Here is a 12857-nt window from a genome sequence, read left to right as displayed (position 1 = left end):
TGCTCCCCAATGACCGACGCTTCGTCCGCCCCGCTCGATCCCTCCGCTCAGCCCGCTACGGCCGACGCGCTGCTGCGCGTGTCGCCGCTGCCGCCGCTCGAAGCGCGCATTCTGCTCACGCACGTGCTCGGCTGGCGGCGTACGCAATTGATCACGCGCGGGGAGGAGCCGCTGGACGGCGCGAGCGTCGAGCGTTATCGCGCGCTCGAAGCACGGCGCGTGGCCGGTGAGCCGGTCGCGCAACTGGTCGGCGGCCGGGAATTTTTCGGACTCGAGTTCGAAGTGACGCCGCATGTATTGATTCCGCGCCCCGAGACCGAACTGCTGGTCGAGACCGCTCTGGCGGCGATCGAACCTCAGCCGCGCCCGCGCGTGCTCGATCTCGGCACCGGGACGGGGGCGATTGCGGTGGCAATCGCCTCGATGCGGCCCGACGCGCGGGTCTGGGCACTCGACCGTTCGGCCGCGGCGCTCGCGGTCGCTACGCGCAACGGCGCGCGCCTCGTCGACGCCAAACGTCCGGGCGGCGCCGTCACGTTCCTGCACAGCGACTGGTACGGCTCGCTCGACACGGCGCTGCGCTTCGACGTGATCGTCAGCAATCCGCCGTATATCGCGAGCGGCGACCCGCATCTGCTCGAAGGCGATCTGCGTTTCGAGCCGCGCGGCGCGCTCACCGACGAAGCGGACGGCCTCAGCGCGATCCGCGCGATCGTCGCCGGTGCGCCCGGCCGTCTCGTCGCCGGCGGCGCGCTGTGGGTCGAGCATGGCTACGACCAGGCCGAGGCCGTGCGCGCGTTGCTGGCCGCGCAAGGTTTTGCGCAGGTTCGCTCGGAGCGGGATCTCGCCGGCATCGAGCGGATCAGCGGAGGCGTGCTGCGCGGCGACGCTGCGTGAGCGCCGTCGCCACCACTAAAACCCTTGGCGCGACGCGGCCGCGCCCGGCTGCCCACAGCGAAATCCGCTATCATTTCAGCCTATTCCCTACACATAACGGAACCGCAAGGTCAGTCATGGATACGCAACAACGCATCAAGCAAATCGTCGACGGCAACAACGTCGTTCTCTTCATGAAGGGCACGGCCCAGTTCCCGATGTGCGGTTTTTCCGGCCGCGCCATCCAGATCCTGAAGGCATGCGGCGTCGGTGAAATCAAGACCGTCAACGTCCTCGAAGACGACGAAATCCGCCAGGGCATCAAGGTGTTCTCGAACTGGCCGACCATTCCGCAGCTTTACGTGAAGGGCGAATTTATCGGCGGCTCGGACATCATGATGGAGATGTACGAATCGGGCGAACTGCAACAGTTGTTCGCCGCGGCCTGAGCATTTCGCCAGGCCATGTTCGCTTCATAAGGCGCCGCAAGCCATGCTGCAAAACCGCGTTGCGGCGCCCCGCCGGCTGATCGTCGCGATCACCGGCGCCACCGGCGCCATCTACGGTCTCCGGCTGATCGAGACGCTGCGCAAGCTTGGCGGCGTCGAGAGCCATCTGCTGATTTCGGGCGCAGGCTGGCTCAACATCCAGCACGAACTCCAGTTGAGCAAGGAAGACGTGCATCCGCTCGCGGATGTCGTCCATTCGGTGCGCGACGTCGGCGCGAGCATCGCGTCCGGATCGTTCGCGACCGACGGCATGATCGTCGCACCGTGCTCGATGAAGACGCTCGCGAGCGTCGCGCACGGTCTCTCCGACAACCTGATCACCCGCGCCGCCGACGTCACGCTCAAGGAACGTCGCCGCCTCGTGCTGCTGGTGCGCGAAACGCCGTTCAACCTCGCGCATCTGCGCAATATGACGGCCGTCACCGAAATGGGCGGGGTGATCTTCCCGCCGCTGCCCGCGTTCTATAACCAGCCCGCGTCGATCGATGAAATGGTCGATCACACGGTTGCGCGCGTACTCGATCTGTTCGCGCTCGGGCCGGCGCTGTCGCCCGCCTGGGAAGGGTTGCGCGGCGCGCAGGATTGACGGCGCACGCGTTCGCCGCGCGCGGCGCTGGCCGGTAGCGCACATAAGCTGTCATACAGGCCAAACCCGCGAGCGGATTAACAACACCGGCGACACAATCAATTCCACCAGCGCCCGTTTATGAAACGGCAGCGCGGACCTATATTGCTAGCAACCCAATTTCCACGCCGCGCCCCTGCGGCCACGTTGCTGCCATGAACCGCTTGCCTTCGCTCTTCCTGTCCCACGGCGCCCCCACGCTGCCGATCGATCCGTCGATGCCATCCGCCGAATTCGGCTCGCTCGCCGCGCAACTGCCGCGCCCCGAAGCCATCCTGATGCTGTCGGCCCACTGGGGCACCGCTCAGCCGCTCGCGAGCATCGCGACAGCGCCGGAAACCATCCACGATTTCCATGGTTTTCCGCGCCAGCTCTATGAAATCCAGTACCCGGCCCCCGGCGCGCCCGACGTCGCGCGCCGCGCCGCCGCGCTGCTCGGCGCGAATGGCGTCGTCGCGGACGTGCAGCCGCACGGGCTCGACCACGGCGCCTGGGTGCCGATGCTGCTGATGTTCCCGCACGCGGACGTGCCGATCGCGCAGTTGTCGATCCAGCCGCACAAGGGCGCGGCACATCACTTCCGCGTCGGCCGCGCGCTGCGCGCGTTGAAGGAAGAAGGCGTGATGGTGATCGGCTCCGGCCAGATCACGCACAACCTGCGCGCCGCCGATTTCTCCGCGCGTCCCGAAGACGCCGATCCGCGCGTAACCGAGTTCACCGGCTGGTTCGAGGACAAGCTCGCCACGCGCGACATCGATGCACTGCTCGACTATCGCAGCCAGGCACCGCACGCGGTGCTGATGCACCCGACCGACGAGCATCTGCTGCCCGTTTTCGCCGCGCTCGGTGCCGCGGACGACGATTATTCGCTCGCGATCCAGTCGCTCGGCACCTATCAGCGCTCGCTTGCGATGACGAACTACGTGTTCGGCGCCGCCTGATCCGGCAGCGAAAACGAGCCGACGGACACCGACTGAAGCGGCCGCACACAGCGCGCGCCTGTTCAAGCACCCAACAAAAAGCCCGCCTGAGCAACCCAGGCGGGCTTTTTACTCATCCGGACCCGCTTACCGCGAATCCGTCGGACGCGACATGGCGCTCAATGCGCGCCCATGCCTTCGAGCACTTCGTCATGCACTTCGCGCTCTTCCAGATACTCCGAGCGATAGCCGCTATTGACGCCCCAGTAATAGAACACCAGCGCGAAGACGATCACCACCAGCATGTCCCAGCCGTACGGCAGGATGCCGAAGCCACCGAACTCCTTGCTGCCGATCAGCGACAGCAGCGCCATGATCGGCAGATACGCGACCAGCCACCATGCGGCCTTCAGATCGCGGCCCCAGCCTTCGAAGCCCGACTTCGCCTGAAAGTAGAAGTACACCGGCAGCGCGACGACCATCAGCAGGATGATTTCGCCGGTCAGCGGCCACTTCGCCCAGTACAGGATCAGCGACGCGCAGACGAACGCGAACGGCGCGATCACCTTCATGCCGACGATATGCAGCGGCCGCTCGAGATCCGTCGCCGCGCGGCGCAGCGCCATCAGGCTGATCGGGCCGGTCAGGTACGAGATCACGGTCGCGACCGAAATCACTGCCGCGAGCGAGCTCCAGCCGCGGAAGAAGAACAGGAAGATGAACGACACGAACAGGTTGAACCACATCGCCGGACGCGGCACGCCGTAGAACGGATGCACCTGGCCGAAGATCTTCGGCATCGTGTTGTTGCGCTCCATTGCGTAGATCATCCGCGTGGTGGTCGCCATGTAGGTCGTACCGGTGCCGCTCGGGCTCACGAACGCGTCGACGTAGAGCAGGATCGCCAGCCAGTTCAGATTCAGCGCGATCGCCAATTCCGCGAACGGCGAAGCGAAGCTGAAGTGGCTCCAGCCTTTCGCGACGTCGCTCGGATTCACCGCGCCGATGTACGCGATCTGCAGCAGCACGTAGATCACGAGCGCCAGCAGGATCGAGCCGATCACCGCGAACGGCACGCTTCTGGCCGGGTTGCGCGCTTCACCGGCGAGGTTGATCGGGCTCTGGAAACCGTTGAACGCGAACACGATGCCGCTCGTCGCGACCGCGGTCAGCACCGACGACCAGCCGTACGGCGCAAAGGAGGTCGTCTGGCCGAAGTTTTCGGTATGGACACCGGTCAGCATCAGGCCGAGGATCGTCGCGCCGGGGATCAGGAACTTGAAGATCGTGATCGCCGAGTTGGCGCGCGCGAACAGCTTGACGCCCCAGTAGTTGAGCAGGAAGTAGATGATCACGAGGCCGGCGGACAGCAACAGGCCGTTCGTGGTCAATGATCCGTCGACGAAGAGCGCATGCGCCCAGCCGTACGGCCATGTACTCATATATTGAATGGATGCTTCGGCCTCGATTGGGATCACCGATACGATCGCGATCCAGTTGGCCCACGCGCTGATGAAACCGACCAGCGCGCCGTGCGAGTAGCGCGCATAGCGCACCATCCCGCCGGATTCCGGAAACATCGCGCCGAGCTCCGCATAGGTCAGCGCAATCGCCAGAATCACGATCGCCCCGATGATCCACGCGCAGATAGCGGCCGGACCGGCGATCTTGGCGGCCTTCCACGCACCGAACAGCCAGCCCGATCCGATGATCGAGCCCAGACCGGTCAGCATCAGCGCGAATGGCCCGATGTTCCTTTGTATAGAACTTTTCACGTCTTCTCCTAAATCAGAACCATGTCGGCACCGCGTGACATCGCTTGTGGCGATGGAGACGGTGACGCGCATGCATGCGCACCGCATTGATGCAAAACAGGTGCAACCGGCGCGCGGCGCGTAGTTTAACGGTTGCACCGTGCGGATGCAGTGAAACTGCGGTGCAACCAAGGGTTCTCCCTGGCAAAAAATTGGCAGGCGCGCAAGCTTTGTAAGGAAATGTGGTACGCATCTGCCAAAATTTCATCCTGATACGAACAGACTGTTGACCTTCGTCCGAATTCGCCGTATAACGTTCGGGCAGGATTTCAAGTGGCGAGTGAATTGGTCTTTCGTAGTTCGCCCATCAACGGTACTCCGGTTGGTCTATTACCCCCTTCCTTGATTTTCATGCACCTCCCGGGCTTCGGCCTTATTCACCATTGTTAGGAACAAGTAATATGGAAACCGGTACCGTCAAGTGGTTCAATGACGCAAAGGGCTTTGGCTTTATCACTCCGGACGGCGGCGGCGAAGATCTGTTCGCGCATTTCTCGGAAATCCGCGTTGAAGGCTTCAAGACGCTGCAAGAAAACCAGAAGGTCACGTTCGAAGTAAAGACGGGCCCGAAGGGCAAGCAAGCCGCTAACATCAAGCCGGCCTAAGCTTCGCGCCTCTTTCGGGACGCACAAAAACCCCGCCTCGGCGGGGTTTTTTATTATCCACCGTCAATTGAATACGCCCGATTAACTTCGCAATGCGCGGCGATTTATTTTCCGCTTATTTATCATTAACCGAACACGCGTCGGGCATGAATACCGAGTCCGGTCGCCACACTCGCGAGACGGTCGCCGAACACTGCCTGCGCGTCGGGAAACGCCGCGGCTAGCGCGCCGGACAGGAACGCGAGGCCGGTCGAGCCGCCGGTAAAGTAGATCGCGTCGACGTCGCGCGGCCCGATACCCGCCGCCTGCACCGTGTCGCGCGCCGCCTGCACGATGCGTCGCGTTTCATCCTCGCCGGCCAGAACAAGTTGCGCTTCGTCGAACGCGAGGCGCAGATCCTCTTCCACTTCGTCGAGATCGATCACGGTCTCGCCGCCCGCCGCGACACCGATCTTCGCTTCTTCCGCATGCGCGGCGAGCGCATGCCCGAAACGCTGCTCGACCACGCGCATCAGCCGGTCGTGGTACTTCGTCTCCGTGAAAAGGTGCCGCATCAGCGCGAGTTCGCTGACGCGCTTCGGCGTGTAGACCGTGTTGATCAGGTGCCAGGTCGCGAGATCGAAATAGATCCGGTTCGGGATTTCGCGGCCCTGCGGATCGAGCGACTGATAGCCGAGTTCGCGCAGGATCGTCGCGAGTTCGACGCGGCGGTCGAAGTCCGTGCCCGCGACGTGCACACCGTGATGCGCGAGCACGTCCTCCTTGCGCTCGACACGCTTCATCCGATCCGGCCCCACGCGTACCAGTGAAAAGTCCGACGTACCGCCGCCGATGTCCGCCACCAGCACGAGCCCCTCTTGCGTCAGATGCGATTCGTAGTCGAACGCGGCGGCGATCGGTTCATACTGAAAATGGATATCGCGCAAGCCGACTGCGCGCGCGGCGGCTTCGAGCTGCTGCTGCGCCATCTGGTCCGCACGCGGATCGTCGTCGACGAAAAACACCGGGCGGCCCAGCACCGCGCGATCGATCACGCCGCCGGCGCTCGCCTCGGCCGAGCGTTTCAGATGATCGAGGAACGTCGCGATCACGTCCGTATATTTGATCGCGGTGCCGTCGCCGAGATCGGTCGTGTTCTCGGCGAGCGGCGAGCCGAGAATGCTTTTCATCGAGCGCATCAGACGGCCGTCGAAGCCGTCGATGTACGCCGCGAGCGCCGCGCGCCCGAATTCGCGGGTGTCTTCGTCGGTATTGAAAAAGACCGCGGTGGGCAGCGTCGTGTATGCGCCCTCGACCGGCGTCAGCCTGAGCTGCGCGCCGTCCGGAATCGCGACGGCCGAGTTGGAAGTACCGAAGTCAATCGCGCAATAGTTCATGGCAGGAATCGCCGCTCACGGCTGGCGCGAACAGAAAGGGGAGCGGCTTTGTAACACGAAAACTCAGCCTGTATCAACTGATGCAGGCCGGGACGGCCCGCGACGCCGTTCAGATTCGTGCGACGGAACGGATATTGCTCCCTCGGACGATTACGCCACCCGATTTCAAAATCAAGGAGACTGCGAACAATGAGCGCGCCGCCCACCGACGCCGTCCGCGACAAGCACAACACCGCGCTCATCGAAACGGATCTGCCGTCTCGGCTCGACCGCCTGCCGTGGGGCCGCTTCCACACGCTGATCGTGATCGCGCTCGGCGTGACCTGGCTGCTCGACGGGCTCGAAGTAACGCTGGCCGGCGCGGTCGCGAGCGCGCTGAAAACCAGCCCAACCCTGCAATTCACGAATGCCGACGTCGGCCTCGCGGGCAGCGCGTACATCGCCGGCGCGGTGCTCGGCGCGCTCGGGTTCGGCTGGCTGACCGACCGGCTCGGCCGCCGCAAGCTGTTTTTCATCACGCTCACGCTGTATCTGGCCGCAACCGCGGCGACCGCGCTGTCGTGGAATCTCGCGAGCTTCATGCTGTTCCGCTTCCTGACCGGCGCGGGCATCGGCGGCGAATACACGGCGATCAATTCGACGATCCAGGAATTCACGCCGGCGCGCGTGCGCGGCTGGACCGATCTCGGCATCAACGGCACGTTCTGGGTCGGCGCGGGGCTCGGCGCGGCCGGCTCGCTGGTGCTGCTCGATCCGCATCTGCTGCCCGCCGACTGGGGCTGGCGCGCCTGCTTCTTCATCGGCGCGGTGCTCGCGCTCGCGATCCTGCCGATGCGCATCTGGGTGCCCGAAAGTCCGCGCTGGCTGCTCACGCACGGCGACGAGCGCGACGCGCGCGAGATCGTCGAGGGCATCGAAACGCGTTTTCGCCACGACGGCCACACGCTCGCCGACGACCATCTGATCCGGCTGCGGCTGCGCGCGCGCCACCATACGCCGCTGCGCGAAGTGTTCCACGTGCTGTTCAACGTGCACCGGCGCCGCGCGCTGGTCGGCCTCACGCTGATGACCGCGCAGGCGTTCTTCTACAACGCGATCTTTTTCACCTACGCGCTGGTGCTCACCGATTTCTATCACGTGCCGGGCGGCGAGATCGGCTGGTATCTGCTGCCGTTCGCGCTCGGCAATTTCCTCGGCCCACTCGTGCTCGGGCGGCTGTTCGACGTGATCGGGCGCCGCAAGATGATCGGAGCGACGTACGCGATATCGGCGCTTCTGCTGACCTTGTCGGGCTATCTGTTCGAGCAGCAATTGCTCACCGTCGTCACGCAGACGGTCGCGTGGATGGTGATTTTCTTCTTCGCGTCGGCGGCGGCCAGTTCCGCCTATCTGACGGTAAGCGAATCGTTCCCGCTCGAAATCCGCGCGCTCGCGATCGCCGTTTTCTATGCGTTCGGCACCGCGCTCGGCGGCATCATCGGACCGGCGTTTTTTGGCCGGCTGATCGATACGCATCAGCGCAGCGAAGTGTTTTCGGGCTATCTCGTCGGCTCGGGGCTGATGCTCGCGGCTGCCGTCGTCGCGGCGATCTGGGGTGTCGACGCGGAGCGCAAGTCGCTCGAGCACGTGGCGGCGCCGCTGTCGAGCGTGGCCGACAGCGCGGACGGCGCGGAATGAAAAACGCGCGGACCCAGCCGCGCGTTTTCCCGGTTTTTGCGTTTTGCGAAGTCACGCGGCAAATGCCGCGCACCGGCTGCCTCGCTTAAAAAGCTTTCTTCCAGCCACCGCCGTAGACGATGTCCGCGAGCGGCTGGCGTTGACGCGGCGCCTTCTCGCGTTCGCGCAACACCGGGTCCAGCTTGTCGACGTCGCCGTAATGGCCGAGCGAGATGAACGCGAGCGGCTCGACGTCGGCCGGCAACTCGAAGGCCGCGCGGAACGCGTTCACGTCGAAGCCGCTCATCTGGTGCGCGGCCAGCCCGAGCGCGTGCGCCTGCAGCACCAGCGACATCGCCGCGGCGCCCGCATCGTATTGCGCGCAGCGATTCACCTCGCCTTTGCTAGTCAGCGTATGCGCGGTCACCGCGATCAGCACCGGCGCCGACGCATTCCAGCCCTGGTTGAACGGCACCAGCGTGGCGAAAGCCTTCTTGAACGCAACTTCGTCGGCGCTGCGATCGAACACCATGAAACGCCAGGGCTGCGCGTTATATGAAGATGGCGCCCAGCGCGCCGCTTCGAGCACGGCGCGCAGTTGCTCGCGGCTCACCGGCGCGCTCGAATACGCGCGCGGGCTCCAGCGGCCTGCGATCAATTCGTGAATGGCAACTTCGGTAGAGGCGGGTTTGTTGGTCATGCGCTTCTCTCGGTGGAAATTCATGAGCGCCGGGCGGCTGCCCGGGGCCACATAGCATAACGGGCTTCGGCGCATGCTCCAAACCTGGAAGCGGCGCCATGCGCGCCGGGATGCTAGATCGCCTGCGGCGCCGGCACCTTGGCAGGGCGGTTGATGCGCAGCACGATCACCGCGGCGACGAGGCACAGACCGCCGGAAATCATCGACGCCACCGTGTAGGTGCCGAGACTGGCTCGCAGCATGCCCGCGCCGAGCGCCGCGAACGCCGCGCCGAGCTGGTGACCGGCGACCACCCAGCCGAACACCACGGGCGCCGACTCCTTGCCGTAGACATCGGTCGCGAGACGCACGGTCGGCGGCACGGTGGCGATCCAGTCGAGGCCGTAGAACACCGCGAACAGCGGCAGCCCGAAGAAGTCGATGCCGAACGCGTGCGGCAGATACATCAGCGACAGCCCACGCAGCCCGTAGTACCAGAACAGCAGCACGCGGCTATTGAAGCGGTCCGACAGCCAGCCCGACAACGTCGTGCCGAACAGATCGAACACGCCCATCGCCGCGAGCAGCGATGCGCCCTGCACTTCGGTCATCCCGTAGCCGCCGCACATCGCGATCAGATGGGTGCCGACGTAACCGTTGGTGCTCGCGCCGCAGATAAAGAAACTGAAGAACAACAGCCAGAAGTCGCGGGTTTTGCTCGCCATCGCGAGCGTGCCGAACGCGATCGCGAGCGGGTTCTGCTTCGTGACGGTCGCGGTGAGCGGTGCGTCGTGCGGCTCGCCATACGGGCGCAGCTTCATGTCGGCCGGATGCTCGGGCAACAGGAATGCGACGAGCGGTATCACGACGCCCGCCGCCAGCGCGACGACCCACACGACCTGGCGCCAGCCGTAATGCTCGGCGATGGCCGCGAGCATCGGCAGGAACACGAGCTGGCCGGTGGCCGAGCTGGCGGTGAGGATACCCATCACGAGACCGCGCCGCGTCGTGAACCAGCGCGTGACGACGGTCGCCGACAGCGACAGCGCCGCCACCCCCGTCGATCCCCCGACCATCACGCCCCAGATCAGCACCATCTGCCACGGATGCGTCATCAGCGAGGACAGCGCGACGCCCGCGGCCATCGTGCCGAGCGCGCTCAGCAGCGTCGGACGCACGCCGAAGCGCTGCATCGCGGCCGCCGCGAACGGCCCCATCAGCCCATACAGCGCGATATTCACCGAGATCGCGAGCGAAATCGTCGCGCGGCTCCAGCCGAATTGATGCTCGAGCGGCACCATCATCACGCTCGGCGTCGCGCGCGTGCCGGCCGCCGCGAGCAACACCAGAAACACCACGCCGACGGTCAACCACCCATAGTGGAAACGCCCGCCAATCAGTCTCGCTGCCCAGTTCATCGGTTCTCCAATCGACGCGGCACGCTGGTGGCGGCGCCGTTCGTATTATTACGACTTCGGTAAAGGAGTTTGTGACAGACCGGTCACAATGGTGTTGCGATCTTAGTGACTGGTCGGTAACATGTCAAGGCGTTAATTTTCATTCGGGTGACTTCCATGTCCGGCAGCGAAATCCTCAAACCCGCTCGCAGCCGCCGCGCGCGCGCCGCCCAGACGGCCGGCCCGCAGGCGCAGCAGCATCTGCTGCGTGCGGCCAGCGAGCTGTTCTATCGCGAGGGCGTGCGCACCGTCGGCGTCGATGCGGTGGTCGAGCGCGCAGGCGTGAACAAGATGAGCCTGTACCGGCAGTTTTCGTCGAAAGACGAGCTCGTGATGGCTTATCTCGAGCAGAAGGACGAGCAGTTCTTCGGCTACGTGGAAAAGAGTTTCGCGAAGCACCCGGGTGAGCCCGCGAAGCAGCTTCAGCAGTATTTCGACGACCTCGCGGTGCGCGCATCGGTCGATGATTACCGTGGCTGCCCTTTCGTGAACGTATCGGTGGAGTTCGCGGATACCGGGCATCCGGCGCGGCAGTTCGTGTTTCGCAACAAGCAGCGTTTGATGGCGCGTCTGCTGGAGTTGTCGACGGCGGCCGGCGCCGACGATCCGGATGCGCTCGCCAATGCGCTTGGTCTGCTGATCGAGGGTGTGTACGCGGCGAGCCAGACTTACGGGCCGGGTTGCAGGCCGATTATGGCCGCGCCGAAAGTGGCCGCGCAACTGATTGCCGCGGCGTGCGGGACGGCGCGGGACCGTTGAGCCGGTGGAGTGCGGGTTCTGAGCCGGCTTCGGGCTCGGGCTGCGGGCTTGCCACGCCACATCACCACCACCCGGCCAATCTCCGTCCGTCCGCGCCATTAAAATGACGCTTTACCCCGCCGCGCCCGCCCACCATGCCGTTGCCAGCTGAATCCCACGATGCCGTTATCGCCGCGACCCGCCACTGGCTGACGGAAGCCGTGATCGGACTCAACCTGTGCCCGTTCGCGAAGGCCGTGCACGTGAAAGGACAGATTCGCTACGCGGTCAGCGACGCCGACAATCTCGAAGCCGTGCTGACCGACCTCGAAGCCGAGCTTCAGTCGCTCGTCGCGACCGATCCGGCCGCCGTCGACACCACATTGCTGATCCTGCCGCGCGCGCTCGGCGACTTTCTCGATTTCAACGATTGCCTGTATTTCGCCGATCGGCTCATCAAGCAGCTACGGCTCGAAGGGGTCATTCAGATCGCAAGCTTTCATCCGCATTACCAGTTCGAAGACAGCGGGCCCGACGACATCGAAAACTACACGAACCGCGCACCCTATCCGATCCTGCATCTGCTGCGCGAGGACAGCATCGAGCGGGCCGTGCAGGCCTTTCCCGACGCCGAAGAGATTTACGGGCGTAATCAGGAGACGCTGCGGCGCATCGGCCTCGCAGGCTGGAATGAATTGATGAAGCGGTGACGCGGAGCAGCGCCCAGCGGAAACCAGGAAAGCAGAAAAGCGCGCCTCAAGCCGGCACGAAGAAACGCTCTTTCAATGCCTCGAGCCCGAGCGTATCCAGCACCTCGCCAAGCCGCTCGGCCGGCCGGCGCCGCGGCAGATCCTTGTACTGCGCGATGATGAGTTCGTTTTTCATCGAGTGCTCCCAGCCGACCAGCTCGGTCACGCTGACCTGATACCCATGCGCCTCGAGTTGCAGGCAGCGCAGCACGTTCGTGATCTGGCTGCCGAATTCGCGCGTATGCAGCGGATGCCGCCAGATTTCCGTCAGCGCGCTCTTCAGCGCCCGGCCCTTGTTCTGCCGTAACACGCCCGCGACCTCGGCCTGACAGCACGGCACGACGACGATGTACTTCGCGTGCTTTTCGAGCGCGAAGCGGATCGCGTCGTCGGTGGCGGTATTGCACGCGTGCAGCGCGGTAACGATGTCGACCCGCGCGGGCAAACGCGTCGACGTGATCGACTCCGCGACCGACAGATTCAGAAACGACATCCCCTTGAAGCCGAGCCGCGCGGCCAGCTCCTCGGACTTCGTCACCAGCTCTTCGCGCGTTTCAATGCCGTAAATGTGCGAAGCCCCACCAGCGGCGTCCTGAAATTCCTTGAAAAACAGGTCGTACAGAATAAAACCGAGGTATGACTTGCCGGCGCCGTGATCGACGAGCGTCAGGGTTCCCTGCGCGTCCTTCAGGTCCTCGAGCAGCGGCTCGATGAACTGGAACAGGTGATAGACCTGCTTCAGCTTGCGACGACTGTCCTGGTTCATCTTGCCGTCGCGCGTGAGGATATGGAGTTCCTTCAGAAGTTCGACGGACTGGTTGGGACGGATTTCGTGAATTTTGCCGGACATCGT

At 64.4% G+C, this 12857-nt stretch carries 13 protein-coding genes; 8 read left to right on the top strand and 5 right to left on the bottom strand.

From position 1 onward, the window contains the following. Window positions 1–9: 9 nt before the first annotated feature. From prmC to QM685_RS29370, 4 genes are all read left to right on the top strand, one after another. Window positions 10–897, top strand: a complete 888-nt coding sequence (gene prmC / locus QM685_RS29385; RefSeq protein WP_415122043.1) for a peptide chain release factor N(5)-glutamine methyltransferase — start codon at window positions 10–12, stop codon at window positions 895–897. 116 nt (window positions 898–1013) lie between these two features. Continuing rightward, window positions 1014–1325, top strand: a complete 312-nt coding sequence (gene grxD, locus QM685_RS29380; RefSeq protein ID WP_008918687.1) for a Grx4 family monothiol glutaredoxin — start codon at window positions 1014–1016, stop codon at window positions 1323–1325. Between the two features lie 43 nt (window positions 1326–1368). Further along, window positions 1369–1971, top strand: a complete 603-nt coding sequence (locus QM685_RS29375; protein WP_415122041.1) for a UbiX family flavin prenyltransferase — start codon at window positions 1369–1371, stop codon at window positions 1969–1971. A 194-nt stretch (window positions 1972–2165) separates the two neighbouring features. Then, window positions 2166–2951: a DODA-type extradiol aromatic ring-opening family dioxygenase gene (locus tag QM685_RS29370; RefSeq protein WP_415122039.1), complete on the top strand. Its 786-nt coding sequence runs from the start codon at window positions 2166–2168 to the stop codon at window positions 2949–2951. 158 nt (window positions 2952–3109) lie between these two features. On the opposite strand, the gene QM685_RS29365 is transcribed toward QM685_RS29370, so the two are convergent. After that, entirely contained in the window at window positions 3110–4705 is a 1596-nt protein-coding gene (locus QM685_RS29365) for an APC family permease (RefSeq protein ID WP_415122037.1), read from the bottom strand. Between the two features lie 440 nt (window positions 4706–5145). Here QM685_RS29365 and QM685_RS29360 point away from each other — a divergent pair, with 440 nt between their 5' ends. Further along, complete coding sequence (locus QM685_RS29360) at window positions 5146–5349, top strand: cold-shock protein (protein WP_035936159.1); 204 nt, start codon at window positions 5146–5148, stop codon at window positions 5347–5349. Window positions 5350–5474: 125 nt separating this feature from the next. Here the strand turns inward: QM685_RS29360 and QM685_RS29355 are convergent, their stop codons facing one another. Then, window positions 5475–6725 (bottom strand): Hsp70 family protein, encoded by a 1251-nt coding sequence (locus QM685_RS29355; protein WP_415122035.1) that lies wholly within the window; start codon window positions 6723–6725, stop codon window positions 5475–5477. 189 nt (window positions 6726–6914) lie between these two features. Between QM685_RS29355 and QM685_RS29350 the strand changes: the two genes are divergently transcribed. After that, entirely contained in the window at window positions 6915–8402 is a 1488-nt protein-coding gene (locus QM685_RS29350; protein ID WP_415122033.1) for an MFS transporter, read from the top strand. Between the two features lie 85 nt (window positions 8403–8487). Here QM685_RS29350 and QM685_RS29345 read toward each other — a convergent pair whose 3' ends face one another. Further along, window positions 8488–9081 carry a nitroreductase family protein gene (locus tag QM685_RS29345; RefSeq protein WP_415122031.1) on the bottom strand — a complete coding sequence of 198 codons (594 nt, stop codon included), beginning with the start codon at window positions 9079–9081 and terminating at the stop codon, window positions 8488–8490. Between the two features lie 113 nt (window positions 9082–9194). Next, window positions 9195–10478 (bottom strand): MFS transporter, encoded by a 1284-nt coding sequence (locus QM685_RS29340; RefSeq protein WP_415122029.1) that lies wholly within the window; start codon window positions 10476–10478, stop codon window positions 9195–9197. A 156-nt stretch (window positions 10479–10634) separates the two neighbouring features. On the opposite strand from QM685_RS29340, the gene QM685_RS29335 reads away from it, so the two are divergent. Continuing rightward, entirely contained in the window at window positions 10635–11276 is a 642-nt protein-coding gene (locus tag QM685_RS29335; protein ID WP_415122027.1) for a TetR/AcrR family transcriptional regulator, read from the top strand. A 134-nt stretch (window positions 11277–11410) separates the two neighbouring features. Next, window positions 11411–11965 (top strand): DUF1415 domain-containing protein, encoded by a 555-nt coding sequence (locus tag QM685_RS29330; protein WP_415122025.1) that lies wholly within the window; start codon window positions 11411–11413, stop codon window positions 11963–11965. A 46-nt stretch (window positions 11966–12011) separates the two neighbouring features. Here QM685_RS29330 and QM685_RS29325 read toward each other — a convergent pair whose 3' ends face one another. Then, window positions 12012–12854: a class I SAM-dependent methyltransferase gene (locus QM685_RS29325; protein WP_415122023.1), complete on the bottom strand. Its 843-nt coding sequence runs from the start codon at window positions 12852–12854 to the stop codon at window positions 12012–12014. Between the last annotated feature and the right edge of the window lie 3 nt (window positions 12855–12857).

Origin of the sequence: Paraburkholderia sp. (genome assembly GCF_047605525.1) — a bacterium.
Lineage (GTDB): Bacteria > Pseudomonadota > Gammaproteobacteria > Burkholderiales > Burkholderiaceae > Paraburkholderia.
The sequence above is the reverse complement of the archived record's forward strand: the minus strand, read 5'-3'. Positions and strand labels throughout refer to the sequence as shown.